General features: G+C 69.1%; 11 protein-coding genes. 9 read left to right on the forward strand and 2 right to left on the reverse strand.

The window, feature by feature from the left end:
- The first annotated feature begins 941 nt into the window (after nucleotides 1-941).
- The 6 genes from FEF34_RS14270 to FEF34_RS14295 all read left to right on the forward strand — a co-directional run bounded on the left by FEF34_RS14270 (nucleotide 942) and on the right by FEF34_RS14295 (nucleotide 12,962).
- Nucleotides 942-8,537, forward strand: a complete 7,596-nt coding sequence (locus FEF34_RS14270) for a golvesin C-terminal-like domain-containing protein (RefSeq protein WP_325063670.1) — start codon at nucleotides 942-944, stop codon at nucleotides 8,535-8,537.
- Between the two features lie 99 nt (nucleotides 8,538-8,636).
- Entirely contained in the window at nucleotides 8,637-8,903 is a 267-nt protein-coding gene (locus FEF34_RS14275) for a hypothetical protein (protein ID WP_138053539.1), read from the forward strand.
- Between the two features lie 442 nt (nucleotides 8,904-9,345).
- The gene (locus FEF34_RS14280; RefSeq protein WP_138053540.1) at nucleotides 9,346-10,011 is read left to right on the forward strand and encodes a hypothetical protein; all 666 of its coding nucleotides are present in this window, start codon (nucleotides 9,346-9,348) and stop codon (nucleotides 10,009-10,011) included.
- Nucleotides 10,012-10,878: 867 nt separating this feature from the next.
- Nucleotides 10,879-11,361, forward strand: coding sequence for a hypothetical protein (locus FEF34_RS14285; RefSeq protein WP_138053541.1), 483 nt, complete (start codon nucleotides 10,879-10,881; stop codon nucleotides 11,359-11,361).
- A 222-nt stretch (nucleotides 11,362-11,583) separates the two neighbouring features.
- On the forward strand, nucleotides 11,584-12,162 hold the full coding sequence (locus FEF34_RS14290; protein ID WP_138053542.1) for an RNA polymerase sigma factor: 579 nt from the start codon (nucleotides 11,584-11,586) through the stop codon (nucleotides 12,160-12,162).
- Nucleotides 12,159-12,962, forward strand: a complete 804-nt coding sequence (locus FEF34_RS14295; protein ID WP_138053543.1) for a hypothetical protein — start codon at nucleotides 12,159-12,161, stop codon at nucleotides 12,960-12,962. The genes FEF34_RS14290 and FEF34_RS14295 overlap by 4 nt, the downstream gene beginning before the upstream one ends.
- Before the next feature lie 123 nt (nucleotides 12,963-13,085).
- Here the strand turns inward: FEF34_RS14295 and FEF34_RS14300 are convergent, their stop codons facing one another.
- Nucleotides 13,086-13,610 (reverse strand): hypothetical protein, encoded by a 525-nt coding sequence (locus FEF34_RS14300; RefSeq protein WP_138053544.1) that lies wholly within the window; start codon nucleotides 13,608-13,610, stop codon nucleotides 13,086-13,088.
- 593 nt (nucleotides 13,611-14,203) lie between these two features.
- Between FEF34_RS14300 and FEF34_RS14305 the strand changes: the two genes are divergently transcribed.
- Both FEF34_RS14305 and FEF34_RS14310 read left to right on the forward strand, forming a co-directional pair.
- Nucleotides 14,204-14,899: an RNA polymerase sigma factor gene (locus FEF34_RS14305; protein WP_138057478.1), complete on the forward strand. Its 696-nt coding sequence runs from the start codon at nucleotides 14,204-14,206 to the stop codon at nucleotides 14,897-14,899.
- Nucleotides 14,899-15,972: a hypothetical protein gene (locus tag FEF34_RS14310; protein WP_234042397.1), complete on the forward strand. Its 1,074-nt coding sequence runs from the start codon at nucleotides 14,899-14,901 to the stop codon at nucleotides 15,970-15,972. The genes FEF34_RS14305 and FEF34_RS14310 overlap by 1 nt, the downstream gene beginning before the upstream one ends.
- A gap of 247 nt (nucleotides 15,973-16,219) precedes the next feature.
- Here the strand turns inward: FEF34_RS14310 and FEF34_RS14315 are convergent, their stop codons facing one another.
- Nucleotides 16,220-17,059: a L,D-transpeptidase family protein gene (locus FEF34_RS14315; protein ID WP_138053545.1), complete on the reverse strand. Its 840-nt coding sequence runs from the start codon at nucleotides 17,057-17,059 to the stop codon at nucleotides 16,220-16,222.
- Nucleotides 17,060-17,269: 210 nt separating this feature from the next.
- Here FEF34_RS14315 and FEF34_RS14320 point away from each other — a divergent pair, with 210 nt between their 5' ends.
- Complete coding sequence (locus FEF34_RS14320) at nucleotides 17,270-18,850, forward strand: acyl-CoA mutase large subunit family protein (protein ID WP_138053546.1); 1,581 nt, start codon at nucleotides 17,270-17,272, stop codon at nucleotides 18,848-18,850.
- The last annotated feature ends 25 nt before the right edge of the window (nucleotides 18,851-18,875 follow it).

An 18,875-nucleotide genomic window follows, 5' to 3' on the forward strand; every position in this document is an offset into this window, starting at 1 on the left:
CGAGTTCACTGCTGCCGCAGATCGCTTATGCCGCACCGGTTTCCGGTGATGACGGCGAGGGAATAGTCGACACCGTAACGGACTGGCTGACGGATGACAGCAAGGAGAGGGAGCTCCCGCCGTCGTACGGGGAGCTGGGGATTGCCGACCGGCAGAAGCTCGCGAAGGGGAAGAACGAGCCGGAGGCGAAGCGGGTCAAGGAGCTGACGTCCCGGCGGACGTCCGGTGCGCGGTTCTGGCAGCTGTCGGACGGCCGGATCGAGGCGGAGCTGTCGGCGGAGCCGACCTCCTACCGGGACGCGGCGTCCAAGTCCTGGAAGTCCATCGACACCTCCGTGCACGGCACGAAGGCGAAGGGCTTCGACTTCGCCAACACGGCGAACACCGGCCGCAGTTGGTTCGGTTCCGACACCGCGCGGCTGATGCGGTTCGAGGCCGACGGCGGTGGTGCGGTGACGTTCGGCCTGGAGGGCGCGGGCGAGAGCCTGAAGCCGGAGGCCAAGGGCTCCACGGTCACCTACCGGGACGCGGTGGACGGCGCGGACCTGTCGTACGAGGTCGGGCCCGGCCGGGTCAAGGAGAACATCGTCCTGGCCGAGCGCCCGGACGGGCCGGTGTCGTTCACGTTCACGCTGGATGCCGAGGGGCTGACGCCCAAGGCGCGCAAGGACGGTTCGGTCGCCTTCTACGGCGAACTGCCGCACACACCCGCGCTGGTGATCCCCGCGCCGTACATGACGGATGCCAAGAAGGCGGACGCGTCCGTCCACGGCAGGACGTACAGCACCAAGGTCACCCAGAAGCTCACACGCGACGGGAAGTCCTGGAAACTGACGGTCACCCCGGACGCGGCGTGGCTGGCGGCGAAGGACCGTCAGTACCCGGTGGTGATCGATCCGACGATCACCATCGCGCCGACTCCTTCGCAGTCGCAGGACACGATGGTGCTCTCCGACCAGCCGTCGGTGAACTTCGACACCACCTGGAAGCTGTCGGCGGGCAAGACGGACACGGGCACCTCCCGCTCGCTGATCAAGTTCCCGCTGAGCGAGGTCCCCGCCGGCACGAAGATCGACTCGGCGCGGCTGGAGATGTACTTCGACCAGGCGCACACCACCAACGGCAACGACGTCGCGATCGGCGCCTACCGGGCGACCGGTGCCTGGGACGAGTCGACGGCGAACTGGTCCAACACCAGCTCGCTGGTGGGTGAGCTGTCCGGCACCAGCGTGCAGGTCGACGACGGTGACGCGGGTACGACGGCCGCGGTCGGCACCTGGCCGGCCTCCGGCTCCTCGCTGACCCAGTACGCGATCGGCCAGGACTACCGCTACAACAAGGACTCGGTGGCCGGGGACGCCTACACCTGGCAGCCGAAGCTGCCGGAGACGGCCTCCTACCGGGTCGACGTGCACTACGTCGCGGCGGCCGACCGGGCCACCAACGCCCCGTACACGGTGACCGGCCAGGACGGTACCGCCACCTACACGGTCAACCAGCAGTCCGGCACCAACGGTGTGTGGGCCTCCCTCAACGGCGGTTCGCAGATCGACTTCGACAAGGGCACCGCCGGCAAGGTCGTCCTCGGCGACGGCCCGGCCTCGTCCACGACCGCCGTCATCGCCGACGCGGTGCGCTGGGTGAACCCCGCCTCGATCGTGAAGAACACCGGCGAGTACAACCAGTGGCACAAGTTCCCGGTCACCGACACGGTCCAGAAGTGGCTCGACGGCACCGCGAACCACGGCTTCGTGCTGAAGGCCACCGACGAGTCGGGCACCGCCCCGACCGGCGGCCCGCGCTACGAGGCCGGTGACGGCGACTACGGCGGCGAGACCGCGACCGTTCCGCGGCTGACCGTCACCTACGGCACGGTCGGCACCGCGCTGGACTCGCCGACCGTCGTGCACGGCACCGGCCCCGAGCTGACGTGGAAGGCCTACGACAACACCACCGGCGACAGCGGCCTGGACATCGTCGAGTACCAGCTGCACCGCTCCACGCAGCAGGCGTTCACCCCGTCCGCGGCCACGCTGATCGCGCCGATCGCCAAGACCGCGACCACGTACACGGACACCACCGCGGTCCCGACCCCGGACTCCTCACCGAACGAGATCGGGAAGTCGTACTACTACCAGATCGCGGTCAGGACCGAGGACGGCCAGGTTCTCGGTTCGCCGACCCGCGCGGTGGGCATCCCGAAGGCCGGCCGCACCATGAAGCTGGTCCAGGGCACCGCGGGAGTCACGGACACCACCCTGTCCTCGGCCCAGCCCACCACGAACCAGGACGCCATCCAGTCCTGGGGTGTGGGCCAGAAGTGGCTGAGCGTCGGCAACAACTCCGCCACCTACGGCAAGACGCGCGCGACGATGAAGTTCACCACGAGCGACATCCCGGCCACGGCCACCGTGCTGGAGTCCCGGCTCTTCATGTGGGGCGCGGAGACGACCACGGGCACCAACGGCGCCGTCTACGAACTCCACGGCATGACCAGGGACTTCAACGAGACCCAGGCGACCTGGAACAACGCCACCTCCACCACCGCGTGGACCGCCCCCGGCGGCGACCACAGCTCCGTCGTGTCCGACTACACCCCGCAGTGGAGCAACGACGTCGGCCGCCACTGGTGGGACGCCACCTCCCTCACCCAGGGCTGGGTCGACACCCCGTCCAGCAACAAGGGCGCGATGGTCAGGCTGAAGGACGAGTCGGCCACCGGCCCTCAGGAACGCACCCTGTTCCTGTCCTCGGAGGCCGCCGACTACCAGCTCGGCCCGCTGCTGCGGGTGATCTACGTCGACTCCACGACCCAGGACACCTACTACGCGCCGCAGACTCCGTCCCGGATGACCCCGAACTCCACGTACACCGTGGACTTCACGGTCACCAACACCACGTCCTCGGCGTGGGCGGCCGGTGAGCGGGAGCTGTCCTACACCTGGAAGCTGCCCGACGGCACGGATGTGACGACCGGCGGCAACCAGGTCGCCACGGCGATCCCGGCGCTGCTGCCGGGCAAGTCCGCCACGATCCAGGCCCAGGTCAAGACCCCGATCAACTCCGACTCGGGCAACAAGCGCACCGAGTACGTGCTGGGCTGGGACGTCCGCAGGATCTCGGACGGCTCCTGGCTGTCGGCCGGTACGGGCGGCATCCCCGCGCTGAAGCAGGACGTGGCGGTCGAGGACCCGACGTCCAACACGCTGGGTCTGGAGAAGTTCTACTCGTACACGGGCAAGAACACCGGTGCCGGCTCGACGGTCATGAACAACCTGGCGGCCGGCAACAGCGTCTGGTCCTACAACGCCTTCACCAACCCGGGCCGCGGGCTCAACACCTTCGCCCGCGTCGCGTACAACTCACTGGACACCTCCGACACGGTGACCGGCCACGGCTGGTCGGCCCAGCTCTCGGGACCGACGCGCCTCGGCGCACCGCTGGACTTCCACCCGAACCCGAACCCGACGGAGGTCCGCCTCCCGGACGGCGACGGCACCACGCACGTCTTCCGCTGGGACGCCACCGACAGCGTGTGGAAGGCACCGGCCGGCGTCCACTACAAGCTGGAGGCCAAGCCGGGCCTGGACTGCACCCCGTCCAAGGACCCGGTCCCCGACGCCTGGACTCTCACCCGCCCGGACGGCACGCGCTTCCTGTTCGGCTGCGACGGCTACATGACGTCGGCCGTGGACAAGAACGGCAACACGCAGACCTACACGTACGAGGAGCGCAAGTCCAACAACAAGCCGACCAAGTTCCTCAAGTACATCACCGACCCGGCCGGTCGTCAGTCGCTCACCATCGACTACTACAAGAAGGGTGACGCCACCTACGAGTACATCGACGACTCGGGCGTCAAGGTCAGCGGCACCAACCTGACCAACTCCAAGATCTACGACCACGTGCAGTCCATGACGGACATCTCGGGCCGCAAGATCTCCTTCTACTACACCGACAAGGGCCTGTTGGGTCAGTTCACCGACGGTGTCGGCTCCAGCCAGCCGAAGGTGTTCAAGTTCACCTACGACGCCACGCAGGGGAACAAGAACGTCAAGCTGGTCAAGGCGACCGACCCGCGCGGCAACGCTACGGACATGGCGTACTACGCGCCGCAGGCCGGTGACGACCCGAAGTACCACTGGTGGACCAAGACGATCACCGACCGGCTGAACGGCGCCACCGGCTTCACCTATGCGGCGAACGCGACGAACTCGGAGTTCACCGACACCAAGGTGACGGACGCCGAGTCGAACGCCACGGACTACGTGACGGACGACTTCTTCCGCCCGGTCCAGACGACCAACGCCAAGTCCCAGACCACGAAGATGAGCTGGGACGCGGACAACAACGTCACGTACCTGGAGGAAGCCAACGGCGCCAAGACCGCGTACTGCTACGACCAGAAGACGGGCTACCCGCTCTGGCAGCGCGACGCGGAGAACAACAAGTCCGGTGTCCCGGCCCCGTCGGAGTGCGCGCCCGGCACCTACCCTGCCGGCGCGCAGCAGTTCGAGTACCAGACCCGGGCCGACGGCTACGCCGCCGACCTGGTGCGCAAGACCTCTCCGGAGGGGCGCGCCTGGCAGTTCGGCTACGACACGTTCGGCAACCTGAAGACGGTCACCGACCCCAAGGGCGTCGCCACCGCGACGGCGGGTGACTACACGACGTCGTACGACTACGACTCCTACGGCCAGCTGACCAAGGCGACCGACCCGAACGGGAACCCGACGACGAACAGCGACTTCGGTCCGACCGGCTACCCGGCGACGATCACGGACGCGCTGAACAAGTCGACCACGTTCGTCTACGACGAGCGCGGCCGGGTCACCGAGGTCAACGACGCGCTGGGCAAGAAGACCACGCAGACGTACGACACGTTCGGACGTCCGCTGGTGAAGACGGTGCCGAAGGACCAGGCCTCGGGTGATCTCATCACCACCCCGGCTCCGGTCTATGACGCGAACGACAACGTCACCACGTCGACCGCGCCCAACGGCGCCGTATCCACGGCGGTCTACGACGCGGCGGACCAGGTCACCTCGGCGACCGCCCCGAAGGACACTGGCACGTCGAGCGAGCGCAGGTCGGCCTACACGTACGACAAGACGGGTCACCTGAAGACGACGACGGAGCCCAAGGGCACGCTGACCTCGGCGAACCCGGACGACTACCTCACCACCCAGCACTACGACGCGATCTACCAGCTCACCTCGGTCGTCAACGCGGCCGGTGACAAGGTCGCGTACGAGTACGACAACGTCGGCAACGTCACCACGGTCATCGATCCGAAGAAGAACGCGACCGCGGACACCACCGACTACACCACCAAGACCGCGTACGACCTGAACCACCGGGTCACACAGGTCACGGACGCCGCAGGCAAGACCACCGGGCGGGCCTACGACAAGGACTCGCTGGTCGTCTCGACGACGGACGCGGAGAACAACACCACGACCGTCACCTATGACGAGCGCGGCAAGAAGACCGAGGTCAAGGTTCCGCACGACGGCACCACGACCATCACGTACCGGTCGACGAAGTACGAGTACGACCAGGTCGGCAACACGACGCGGGTCATCACGCCGCGTGGTGTGGAAACGGTGAACACGGAGGACTTTGCGTCCCGTACCGAGTTCGACGCGCTGAACCGTCCGGTGAAGCAGTTCCAGCCGTACGACCCGGCCGACGCCCGTTACAACGACCCGAACGTCTACACCCAGACGTTCTACGACGCGGTGGGCCGGGTCTCGAAGACCTCGATGCCGCCGTCGGAGGGGCAGACGGTCCGCAACGACACCGCCTACTCCTACTTCGACAACGGGTGGGTGAAGTCCTCCACGGACCCGTGGGACATCGCCACCACGTACGACTACGACGAGCTGGGCAAGCAGACCGCCCGTACGCTCACGTCCGCCGGCGGTTCCTCGAACCGCACGATGACGTGGTCGTACTACCCGGACGGCAAGCTCAAGTCGCGTTCGGACGACGGCGTGCCGGTCGGCAAGTCGGTGGTCCTGGCCGACAACTCCGACACCCAGCACACCTCCGCCACCGGCACCTGGACGAAGGGAGACATCGCCGGCCAGCAGGGCTACGACCACCAGACGCACGCGGCGGGCACCGGCACCGACGCCTTCACGTGGACGCTCAACATCCCCGAGGACGGCACGTACACCGCGTACGTGAAGTACCCGCAGGTGACGGGCGCCGCGACGACGGCCAAGTACACGGTCACGCACTCCACCGGCACGACGGACAAGACCATCAGCCAGGCCACCGGGGCCGGCACATGGGTCTCGCTCGGCTCGTTCACCTTCACCCAGGGCAACGCGGCCAAGCTCCAGCTGTTCCAGAACAGCGCGGGCAAGGTCGTGGCCGACGGTGTGAAGCTGGTGCGCGACAACTCCGGTGACACGGACGCCGAGAAGCACACCTTCGACTACGCGTACGACGTCAACGGCAACCTGACGTCGATCGACGACACGTCTTCGGGCGCGACGGTCGACGCGTACGCGGTCACGTACACCGGCCTCAACCAGGTCCAGAAGGTCACCGAGTCGGCGGGCGGCCAGGAGCAGAAGGCCACGTCGTACTCGTACGACGCCAACGGCCAGCCGGAGACGGTCACACACCCCGACCAGTTCTCCGAGTACACCTACGACCTGCGCGATCTGGTGCAGACGGTCTCGGTCGGCAAGACGCCGACGGACGCCTCACCGAAGGTGACGTCGTACACGTACACGGACCGCGGCCAGAAGCTGAAGGAGACCAAGGCCAACGGCAACACGGTCGACTTCACCTACTTCCTCGACGGTTCGGTCAAGACCCAGAAGGAGAAGAAGGCCAACGGCACGCTGGTCTCGGAGCACACGCTGGCCTATGACGCCAACGGCAACAAGGCGCAGGACGTCGGCAGGAAGATGAACGCCGACGCCACGTCGACGTACGTCGACGTGACCGCCTCCTACACCTACGACCCGGTGAGCCGGGTCTCGCAGGTGACCAAGACGGGCACGGTCTCGGCGACCGAGACGTATGTCCACGACGACAACGCCAACGTCATCTCGCAGACCGTGAAGGGCGTGTCGTCCACCTTCGCCTACGACCGGAACCGGCTGCTGTCGGCCACCGTCAGCGGCGCGGTGGCGGCCTACAACTACGACCCCTTCGGCCGTCTCGAGACGGTCACGGGTGGTGGCAAGGTCGTGGAGCGCAACACCTACGACGGCTTCGACCACGTGGTGGAGACCTCCAGGCTGACCGGCGAGGGCGGGCAGTCGGTGACGCAGTACGCGTTCGACCCGTTCGACCGGACGGTGAGCAAGACCGCGGCGGGGAAGACCACCGAGTTCAACTACCTCGGCCTGTCGGGCGAGGTGCTGAGCGAAGAGGTCGCCGGCTCGGTCACCGCGTCCTACCAGTACTCGCCGTGGGGCCAGCGGCTCTCGCAGATCAAGGTCTCGGGAGGCGTCGACGAACTGGGCGTGTACGGCTACAACACCCGTGGTGACGTCGAGTCCGTGACCGCGGAGGCCGGGGACACCAGCGCCACCTACGGCTACACCGCCTACGGCAAGGACGAGGCCGGCGAGTTCACCGGCATCGACAAGCCCGACCCGGCCGACCCGGCCAAGGACGCGTACAACCCCTACCGCTTCAACGCGAAGCGCTGGGACGTCTCCTCGGGCACGTACGACATGGGCTTCCGCGACTACAACCCGGAGCTCAACCGCTTCACCACCCGGGACATGTACAACGGCGCCCTGCAGGACATGCGGCTCGGCACTGATCTCATGACGGCCAACCGGTACGCCTTCACCGGGGGCAACCCGGTCAACCGCATCGAGATCGACGGCCACGAGCCGGACTGCATGGGCTACAACAGCTTCACCTGTCCCCGGATGGACTACGGAAGCGAGACGCCGTCCGGTTCGGGTGAATGGGGTAACTCCTGGCAGCTGGATACCGACGACACACCGTCCACGGACACGTCCACCCCGGCAGCAGTGGCGCAGGTGGCGGAGCCTGCCCCGTGGGAGAACTTCGTCGGAATGCTGATCGACGGGGCGGCAAGTGGGCCGCTCGCCGACTGGGTTCTCGAGGGTACCGGCTATGACGCCACCCAGGGTCTGTGCCTGAGCGGGTCCGCATCCGCGTACATCGGTGCCGGTGTCCAAGGCTGCGTGATGGCTTCCAAGACAGCTGGCGGCGGTTACGACGTAGGTGGGACCCTCGCATTCGGCCCACAGTTCGGCTGGGGAGGTTCGGCGACTGTGGACGCCGTCTTCAGCAACGCCGATCACTACTCGGACCTGAGCGGCTATGGGGCTGACGCAGAAGTTGCGTTGGGTGCCGGGCCTGGTGCGCGTATTGCATACGGTGCGGCCATCAATACCGACGGCTACATTCCTGGAGATGTTGGCACTAACGATGCCGGCGATCCGATCAGGTTCGCGGAAGTCGGTGTCGGATTTGTGCCCGGGGTCGATTTCAGTGCCAACGTGGATTACACGTGGGTCTGGGACTGGTAATCTAGCGGCATGATGATGTGGGTGTGCGCCGAGAGTGCCTCTCGGCGCACACCCCAAATTCGACGGTCAACGGTCAAGCGATGGGCAAGGTGTGATTTCGTGGAGTGGGCCGCACAAGTGGGGGATCCGGGCAGATTTCCCAACGTGATTGCCGGCATAGGCTGTCTCATAACCCTTGCGCTGGGCTATGTGTTTCTACGCAATCCCGGCGGGTTGGGGGTGCGAATGATTCAACTCTGGGTCAATGGCTCTCCGTTTCGTGACCGGATGGTGATGTCGCCTGTCACTCTGGCCAAGATATTTGGTGCGGTCTTCTTGTTTCTGGGGTGTTTGATGATAATTCCTGCGGTGCAGGGGATTCTGTAATGAAATACCCGTAGCTCGCCTCGACTGTCCTGCGGTGTGAGCATGGGCAGACCGGCGTTCGTGATCAGGGTCGGCCGGCCGCTCTGGGTACTGTTTCTGGATCTCGAAGCAGGGCACAGCCTGAAGGTGATGTTCATGGCGATCGCGGTACCTTCGCCTCGGCACCGGTCCTCTTCGCCATTACTGAAACCGTCAGGCTTGCGGTGACGGAGCGTCAGGCGCGAGAAGACGCCGGGCGGGTGGACGACCTCGGTCTGACAGGCGCGCAACTCCCGAGGAAGGGCGACGACACATGCTGGGCATGCACCGGGCATGGCAAGCGCGAGCGGCAGGGATCTGTCTGCCCCTGATGATGATGCTGCTGGCGGGGTGCAGTGGAGGCGTGTCGCACGAGGAGCCTGCTGCGAAGGCAGGCGGGAGTCGGGATGCGTGGCCTCCCGAGGTGCGGCTGCAGGGGGAGCGGACGGCGGAGAAGGCGTTCGATCTGCTGCGGGAGTCGGACTCGATGCAGCTGTCGATCTCGATCCGGGGGCCTCGGGGCGGTGCCGTGATCTCGGTGCACACCGACCGGGACGGCAACTGCACGGGCACCTACGACATGGGGCGGATGCGGCGCGGGGACGTCATCAGGATTGCCGGGGAGTCCGCGTCGTACGTCCGCTACACCGACATCGCCCTCGCCGAGATGCGCGCGGAGGGCGCCCGGCGAGGACCCGCGGCCGAGGCGCAGGCCGACGAGCGAACAGCGCTGGCGCGCGGAAAGTACCTCAAGGTTCCGGCGACGTCGGCGGCCGTGAAGAACCAGTGCGACCTCGACAAGCTGTTGTCGTCCGTGCCCAGCAGCGGCAGGGGCGCACAGCAACTCCCCGCCGTCGAGCGCGACGGCGAGCGGGTGGTCCCGCTGCGTGGCCCCGAGGGAGAGGGCAACCTGACGATGTACGTGGCTGCGGAGGGCGAGCCGTACATCCGCTTCATGGAAGGCACCTTCCGGGGCGCCGAGATGAGGGTCGAGTTCTCCCGGTACGGCGACCCGGTGCACGCGACGGCGCCCCCGGCGGACAAGGTCCTCGAGATCGAGACGGGCAGCGGCGGTCTCCTCGACGCCTGACTTCAGCCAGGTCCGGCATGCAGCGATATGCGTCTTCGAGGACCTTCAGGGGTACGAATCGCTATTCGATGATGTGGAGTCCGGTGGTGACTCCGGCGTCGGCGAGCGGGCTCTGTACGACCGATTGCTTCATCTTGGCGATGTCATCGATTCCCGACCGGACGGTCGTACGCGGTCTCAGATTCTGTATGGCGAGCGATGGCAAGAGGTCCGGGACACTGCGCTGCTGCTGAAGCTCTCTGTCTGCTCGCGGTCCGTTCCCGAAATCTTGCGGGGCGTTGAGCGGTGACGCGCTACACGCGGGCGGGGACCGGTAGCCGGTCTGAACAACAGTGTGGGGTGAGGGAAGACTCTCGTCCTGCACCGCACGCGCATCAGCGATCGAGGGGTGTTCCGAGCGAGCACCGCAACGACCTGAGGCAGAGCTTCCTGTGGGTCGATGTCGACGTACAGAACACAGAGGTGGCACACCTCCATACCCACCGGGAGGTTCGGCCACGATCCGGCGGCACACTCTATGTGCGCATGCGTGTTCCGGATTCGTCTGCCCGGGAATGGCTGACGTCGCTGGGTGGCAGCATCTCGGATCTGACGCAGGGGTGGAATGCATTCAACTCCTACGAGGTTCGGGAATCGGGCTGGCGGATCCCGGATTCGGACTCGCTGTTCGGTACGTGGATTCCCGTCGCGGAGTCAGGGCCCGAACCAGCAAGAAGATCGTCATCGTAGAGAACGCGAGTAAGACCGCAGACGTCTACCTTGTGACGAACCTCTAGCGGGGTCTGTCTCTGCGTAAGTGAGGTGGGTGCCCCCGGGCACCCACCCCATGCGCTGAAGCCGCTCAACGCCGGAGCCATGCTCCACCCGGTGAAGAATCCCCAGCAGGACCTCGCTGGTGCCACAGCTTGGGCCGAGGAGATGGCCGAGGCTCAGGCCGAGGCCATCCGGTTGCTCCATGGTGCCGAGCTGCCTGGTGCCGAGCTGCCTGGGGCGGAGCAGCCGACCGAGCAGCTGGTGGCGGAGCTCGAGGCGGGAGTGCCGTTCTGGCGGCAGGCGGCCGAGGCGTCCGACGCGGAGACCTTCCTCGGACATCTGCGATCCGTGGACCAGCACAACGGCACGAGCATGCCGGCCGGATTCGCGGTCTGCTGGGTCTTCCCGTATCCATACCCGAGCCCGGCCGGACGTTCCAGGGCGCAACCGCCCCAGCTAAGGTCTGAGCCCGTCGAAGGCTGGGCCGAGGTCCTGGGGCGGTTCTGTCGCAAGGATGTTTCTCATCGAATGGCGAGTGGTTCTGCATTCCCGAGGGGAGAGGCAAGGCGCTGCGGAACCTTGACCACGTCGGCGTGATCTTCCCCTGCGGCTGACGGCCGAACGGTGTTCGGACGCCCGGCGACAGGGTGTCAGTTCTACTGGGTAAGGTGGGTGGCCTGTTCGAGGCATAAGCGGAAGGGTCCGTTCAGCAGCTGTGTCCGCTGCTGGGCGGCAGGCCGGGCAGGGGTGTCGTACCGACAGGTTCCGCGGCGCCTTTCTGCGGCTCGGCTGTGCCGGGCCACCGACGAAGAGGGATGTGTGGAGGCGTACGAGGGGGAGCTCGGCGTCGCCGTCGCGCGTGCCCAGCAAGGGGACGAGGACGCTTTCGCACGGGTGTACCAGTTGGTGCAGCCCGGGCTGCTCGGGTACCTCCGGGGGCTCGTGGGTGAGGACGCCGAGGACGTGGCTTCCGACGCCTGGCTGGAGATAGCCCGCGATCTGGGGCGTTTCCGCGGGGACGGGGCGGGCTTCCGGGGGTGGAGCGCGACGATCGCGAGGCATCGGGCGCTGGACCACCTGCGCAAGCAGAAGCGGCGTCCGCAGACGTCGCTCCTGGAGCAGGACGTGCTGGAACTCCCGGGCGGGAGGGACACGGCCGACGCGGTCCTGGAGACCGTCTCCACCGAGCAGGCACTGGCGCTGATCGGGAGCCTGCCGCGCGACCAGGCCGAAGCCGTACTGCTGCGGGTGGTCGTCGGCCTCGACGGGCCCGCGGCGGCGCGGGTGCTGGGGAAAAGACCCGGTGCCGTACGCTCCGCCGCGCACCGGGGGCTGAAGAGACTGGCCGAACGACTGGCCCACACGCGACCACGTTCCCTGAAGGACGAAACCACATGACACCGGAACGGGAAGAGCCCCGCAGCCCAGAGCTCGAAGCGCTGCTCGCCGCGGCCCGCCGCCCCGGTGCACCCGATCCGGCCGCCCGGGAACGTGCGCTCGCGGCGTTCCGTACGGCGCGGGACGCGGGGCTGCACACGGCGCCGTTGCCGTGGTGGCGCAGGCGCGGCCGGGACGACTGGCGGTCCACCGCCGAGCGGCGCCGTGGCCGACTGCTCGTCAGGGGGCTGATCGCGGCGCTCGTCGCGGCGTCGCTGGGCGGTGTGGCCGTCGCGGCGGGGACCGGCGCGATCCCTTCGCCGTTCGGCGGTGGCGAGGAGCCCGCTCCGGGCGGCGGCCCGGAGCCGACGCGGACCCGGCAGACGGAACGGACACCGGAGGCACCGGTCATGCCGGCCCGTACGCCGGAGGGCGCGACCGAGCCCGGGCAGACGCCGGGCGCGGCGGTGTCCGCCGACGACGTCGCGCACTGCCGCGCCTATCTGGCCGCGCTGGAGCGGAAGGGCGTGCCGCCCCGGGGAGAGGCGATGGCGCGGCTGGAAGTGCGAGCGGGCGGTCCGGAGGCCGTACGGGCCTGGTGCGAGGGACTGTTGGCAGTCGAGGACCAGCCGCCGGGGCAAGGCACGGGCCAGGGCGGTGGCCCGAAGGGCGGACCCGGAGCGGGGCAGCCGTCGACGGCACCGGGCGGCGTACCTGCGGGCGAGCAGGGCGAGCAGGGACGGCCGACCGCCCCGGGCGTCTCGGCCGGACGCGGCGGCATGGGCACACAGGGCCTGGGCACGGGCGGGTCCGAGGCGTAACCCTCGCGGCCCGTGCCGGCGTCGGGCTACGGGATCCGCTGAGCGGGGCCGACCGCGCCACGTTCTGCCTGACCGTCGCCCCTCGGCATGGGGACGGCACGGACCGCGACCGCCCGGTTCGGTTCACCCGGGCTTGACGGGCGTTCGAGGGGAGGAAGCCGACGCGGAGGCGAGGACGAGGAAGCTGCTCGCCGCGTAGAACAGGGCCGGTCCTGCACTGGAGAAGCGCAGATGGGCCTTCAGCGCCTCGTGGTACTCGGGCTCCGTGAGCGACACCCGCTCACTCTGCAACGTCGTGTTGTTCCAGTACGTGTAGTAGTAGCCCGACGCGTCCTCCTTCGCGTCCCTTCCGCCGCCGGTTGCAACACCCGCGACTGCCAGGCAGATGACGATCCCGTAGGCGAGCTTCAGGGACAGCGGCAGCAGCCACACGTACCTGGCCAACCGCCCCGCGTTCGCCGGCCCGAGCAGGGTGCCCGCGGCGCCGGAGGCGAGGCTGCGGACGAAGGCGGCGCCGAAGACCGGGAAGACCAGTACGAACAAGCCGATCACGACGCTCGTCGGCACGATGGACTCGCCGGGCAGCCAGTTCGAGGCCATCGCCAGCAACGCGATCCCGCAGAGGCTCAGTGCCAGAACGAAGTGCACCCGTAGCCGGTCCCCTCGGCCGAGGCCGGTGCCCGCCGACGGGCGCCCGCGGTGCCGGTCCTGCGAGCCTCGGACTGCCGGTGGGCTGCGGCGGACTTGCGCGACTGCCCGGACCACGAAGTGAAGCCGGCGCGCATTCGTGGACACGGCGACGGCGTTCGTTCGGTCTCGGGAGCCCAGGCAGGGGTCCCCGGTCGGTCGACTCGTCGTTCCCGGGCGGTGTGGCGGGTGCCCGGGCGCCGGACGCCCTGCCGGCGCCGGCAGGGTCGGGCGGGCCCCGGGCGCGTTGGCCACGGCTGGTGATGGAAGAGGCCCCGCACCCGGGCAGTGCCCGGTCGGAGCGGGCCGACGTGAGACGACCGGGGCCGCCACCCCCCACAGGAGAGGCCCCGGCCGTCGTCCGCCGGAGCCGCAGTGCGGCCCCGTACCTCTTTCAGCGCCGCAGGTGCGTTTTCTGTCACACCGCACGCCGCCGCAGAATGTTGCAGGTTGTACAAGACGTGGACGCGGCACCCGCGGAGGACGTAGCGTGGCGCTGCGCGCTGGGCTGTGCGGCGGTGGTGACCAGCCGCGATGACGAACGGGTAGTGGGAGTGCTGGGGGACGACGCGGAGCTGACCGCCGCGGTGAGCGCGGCGCAGGACGGGGACGAGGACGCCTTCCGGACTGTGTACCGCGCCGTTCACCCGCGGCTGCTCGGATACATCAGGACGCTGGTCGGCGAGCCGGAGGCCGAGGACGTGGCGTCCGAGGCCTGGCTGCAGATCGCCCGGGACCTCGACCGGTTCAGCGGTGACGCCGACCGTTTCCGCGGCTGGGCGGCGCGCATCGCCCGCAACCGTGCCCTCGACCACATCCGGATGCGCGGCAGGCGCCCCGCGGTCGGCGGGGACGAGACCGAGCTGACCGGGAAGCCCGCCGAGTCCGACACCGCCGGCGAGGCCATGGAGGCCATGTCGACCGGCCGGACCATGGCCCTGATCGCCCAGCTTCCCCAGGACCAGGCCGAGGCGGTCGTGCTGCGCGTGGTCGTCGGCCTCGACGCGAAGACCGCGGCGAAGACCCTGGGCAAGCGGCCCGGCGCGGTGCGCACCGCGGCCCACCGGGGGCTGAAGAGGCTCGCGGAGCTGCTGGGGGCCGAGTGCGGAGCGGAGCACGAAGGAGCGTCCGAGACTCCTGGGCGCGGTACCGGACTCGGCGCGGTACCGTCGCCGCGCACTGTTCGCCCCGGTGCGACGCGCTCCACCGGTGTGACGCATTCGCGTCTGCGGACGCAGAAGGACATGTGATGGCCGACGAGCGTTACGAATGGCTCGATCAGGAGGCGGCGGAGCGGTTGCTCCGCGGTGAACCGGTCGAGCCCGTCGGCGTTGACGCGCGTCACCAGGCCCTTCGGCTCGCCGAGCTGCTCGACGACGCGCGCGCCCAGGAGCCCGTGACCGAGCCCCTCAGGGGCGAGGACGCCGCGCTCGCCGCGTTCCGCAAGGCACGTGACGGAGGCGGGGCGGAGCTCCTGCCGGCGGTACGGCTGACGCCGGAGGCCCGGCCGGTCTCCTGGGGCCGGCCCCTGCGCTGGGGGCTGGCCGTCTCGCTGGCCGGGTTCGCGGTGGGCGGTGTGGCCGTCGCCGCCGGGGTCGGGGTGCTGCCGACGCCGTTCGGCAGTCCTCAGCCGGCACCCGCCTCCTCCGTCTCGGGTGCCGTCACCCCCGGGCCGGTCACTTCCGGGTCCCCGCCCGGCGAGCTGCGCAGTCCCGACCTGCCGTCGCCCGCGGACAGTCCCCCCACGCCGAGCGCCCCCGCGGCCTCGGGCGGCACCGACGCCCCGGACGGCCCCGGGGACGGGCCGGGCGCCGGTCCGGAGCGGGCCGAGTCCACCACGCCGCACGACGGCCGCACGGACTGGGGCACCGACAGCAGGGACTGGTACCGCAGGACGGTCGGCGCCTGCCGCGACTACCGCAACGGCACGCTGGACGAGGAGCGCAAGCGCACGCTGGAGGCCGCGGCGCAGGGCGCGGACCGGGTGAAGCGGTTCTGCGACCGGATGCTGGCCGCCGACGACGGCGGCGAGGGCGGCGGTGACAGCGGGGGCAACGGTGACGGCGGCCAGGACGACGACGGCGACGACGGCTCCGGTCCGGGTGGCTTCCCGCGCTCCCCGCTCCTGCCCCCCGCCTCCGTGCGCCCCGGTCCCGCCGGGCAGCCCTTCGTGCCGCCGACCGGCGTACGCCCCGCGTTCCGGCCCGCAGTGCCGGGTGCGCCCGTCTCCGGGCCGTCGCTGCCCGGAGACTCCGGCGCTCTCCTCGTCGGTGGCCCGCTGTCCGTGGACGCAGCGCCTACCCTCTCGATCGCAACGCTCTGAACTGCGCTTTTCCTTGCGCGGCAAAATTTTCCGGCCAGGTGTGACGTTTTTCGGCTGGGTGGCGCAGTACTAAGTGAGCCGACTGGTCATCGGCGATGCCTGAGCCGGGGTTCCCCCCGTACCCACGGCTCAGAGCACACAGGCGCGGGCGGGACACGTTCCCCCGGTCCCGCCCGCGCCTCCTCACTTCTTCCGTCCGGTCCGCACCGCGCCCACGGCGCAGGCCGTCCGTCCGGTCCGCACCGCCTCACCAGTGGACGACGACCTTGTCGCCGACCTTCACCTGGCCGAAGACCGACGCGATCTTCTTCTTGTCGCGGACGTTGACACAGCCGTGCGAGGCCCCGTTGTAGCCGCGGGCGGCGAAGTCCGAGGAGTAGTGCACCGCCTGGCCGCCGCTGAAGAACATCGCGTACGGCATGGGGGTGTGGTAGAGCGTCGACTCCCACTCCTCGGCCTTCCAGCCCACGCTGAACGTTCCTTCACGGGTGGGCGTGTTCTCCGAGCCGAAGCGCACGTCCATCGCCGCGACGACCGTGCCGTCGATCATCCAGGCGAGCGTCCTGCTCTCCTTGCTGATGCAGAGCACGCGTCCCGTCAGGCACCGGGGGTCGGGCTCGTCGAGCGCGTTGGTCGTCGCGGGCCGCAGTTCGTCGGCGGTGGGCGTGCGGGTCGCGCCGAGCAGCCGCCGCCAGGTGGTCTCGTCGACCGAACCGGTCGCGGCGAGCCCCCGCTTCCGCTGGAAGCCGCTGACGGCCTTCGCCGTCATCGAGCCGTAGAACGCGGTGGGGCTCCGGTGGAAATGGCCGATCTGGCGCAGTCGCGCCTGCAGTTCGCGGACCTGCTCGGTCTCGGTGCCCTCCGTCATCAGAACCCTCGGCTCCGCCGTCCGGGCGTCCGGTGTCGACGGGGACGGGGACGGGGCGGGGGGCTTGGCGTCGTCGGCCGCAGGAACGGCGGTGGCGGTGGCGGACGGAGCCTTCGGCGGGCCGGCCGGACCGGCAGGCGCGGCCGGCGGCTCGGCGCCGCCCCCGCCCGCCCCCTGGCTCGTGCACCCGGCGGCCAGGGCCACGGCCGCGACGGACATGAGCGATCTCTGCAGAACGGACGTACGGTGCATAGGTGCCCCCCTGAGGTTGTGTGAGTAGGGATGCTTCGCGGCCCTGCTTGGTTGCGGCCGAAGGAGCATGCTGTGAGCAAGGTCCCAGCAGGGGACGAGTCGTTGCCCGCAGACCCGCCGGTACGTTTCGTCGCGAGAGTTGCGTACCGGCGATAGCACTACCGGGAGGCACACCACATGGCGCGTGAGTCCGAGTCGGGTCTGCCCATCGAGCCGGTCTACGGACCGGACGACCTCGAAGGGTGGGATCCCGGCGAGAAGCTGGGTGAGCCGGGCTCGTACCCCTTCACACGCGGTGTCCACCCGTCCATGTACACCGGCCGCCCGTGGACCATGCGCCAGTACGCGGGATTCGGCACGGCCGCCGAGTCCAACGCCCGGTACAAGCAGCTCATCGCCAACGGCACGACCGGCCTGTCCGTGGCCTTCGACCTGCCGACGCAGATGGGGCACGACTCCGACGCGCCGATCGCGCACGGCGAGGTCGGCAAGGTCGGCGTGGCGATCGACTCGATCGACGACATGCGGGGGCTGCTGGACGGCATCCCGCTGGACCGGGTCTCCACGTCGATGACGATCAACGCGCCCGCCGCGCTGCTGCTGCTCCTCTACCAGCTGGTCGGCGAGGAGCAGGGCGTGTCGGCGGACAGGCTGACCGGCACCGTCCAGAACGACGTGCTGAAGGAGTACATCGCCCGGGGCACCTACATCTTCCCGCCCAAGCCGTCGCTGCGGCTGATCGCGGACATCTTCAAGTACTGCAGGGCCGAGATCCCGAAGTGGAACACGATCTCGATCTCCGGCTACCACATGGCCGAGGCCGGCGCTTCCCCCGCGCAGGAGATCGCCTTCACCCTCGCGGACGGCATCGAGTACGTCCGCACGGCCGTCGAGGCGGGGATGGACGTGGACGACTTCGCGCCGCGGCTGTCGTTCTTCTTCGTGGCACGGACGACGATCCTGGAGGAGGTCGCGAAGTTCCGCGCCGCGCGCCGTATCTGGGCCCGGGTGATGCGCGACGAGTTCGGCGCGAGGAACCCGAGGTCGCTGATGCTGCGCTTCCACACCCAGACCGCCGGGGTGCAGCTCACCGCACAGCAGCCCGAGGTGAACCTGGTGCGCGTAGCCGTCCAGGGGCTCGCGGCCGTCCTCGGCGGCACGCAGTCGCTGCACACCAACTCCTTCGACGAGGCGATCGCGCTGCCGACCGACAAGTCGGCCCGGCTCGCGCTGCGCACCCAGCAGGTCCTCGCGTACGAGACCGACGTCACCGCCACCGTCGACCCGTTCGCCGGGTCGTACGTGGTGGAGAGCATGACGGACGACGTGGAGGCCGCGGCGCTGGAGCTGATGCGGAAGGTGGAGGACCTCGGCGGCGCGGTGAGCGCCATCGAACGCGGCTTCCAGAAGGGCGAGATCGAGCGAAGCGCCTACCGCATCGCGCAGGAGACGGACACCGGCGAACGCGTCGTCGTCGGCGTCAACCGCTTCACCCTCGACGAGGAGGAGCCCTACGAGCCGCTGCGCGTCGACCCCGCGATCGAGGTCCGGCAGGCCGAGCGGCTGGCGGGACTGCGGGCCGGGCGTGACCGGGCCGCCGTGGACGCGGCCCTCGGAGAGCTGCGGGAGGCCGCCTCCGGCAGTGACAACGTCCTGTACCCGATGAAGGAGGCGCTGCGGGCCCGGGCGACGGTCGGCGAGGTGTGCGACACCCTCCGCGAGGTGTGGGGCACGTACGTCCCGAGTGATGTGTTCTGATCGGCTTTCCGCCATCCGGATCGCA

Origin of the sequence: Streptomyces marianii (genome assembly GCF_005795905.1) — a bacterium.
Classification (GTDB): Bacteria; Actinomycetota; Actinomycetes; order Streptomycetales; family Streptomycetaceae; genus Streptomyces; species Streptomyces marianii.

What these genes read in the sequence shown, in the direction of transcription:
- FEF34_RS14270 (WP_325063670.1), top strand. Translation starts at nt 942, where the DNA reads ATGGTGCTCTCCGACCAGCCGTCGGTGAACTTCGACACCACCTGGAAG.
- FEF34_RS14295 (WP_138053543.1), top strand. Translation starts at nt 12,159, where the DNA reads ATGACACCGGAACGGGAAGAGCCCCGCAGCCCAGAGCTCGAAGCGCTG.
- FEF34_RS14310 (WP_234042397.1), top strand. Translation starts at nt 14,899, where the DNA reads ATGGCCGACGAGCGTTACGAATGGCTCGATCAGGAGGCGGCGGAGCGG.
- FEF34_RS14315 (WP_138053545.1), bottom strand. Translation starts at nt 17,059, where the DNA reads ATGTCCGTCGCGGCCGTGGCCCTGGCCGCCGGGTGCACGAGCCAGGGG.
- FEF34_RS14320 (WP_138053546.1), top strand. Translation starts at nt 17,270, where the DNA reads ATGGCGCGTGAGTCCGAGTCGGGTCTGCCCATCGAGCCGGTCTACGGA.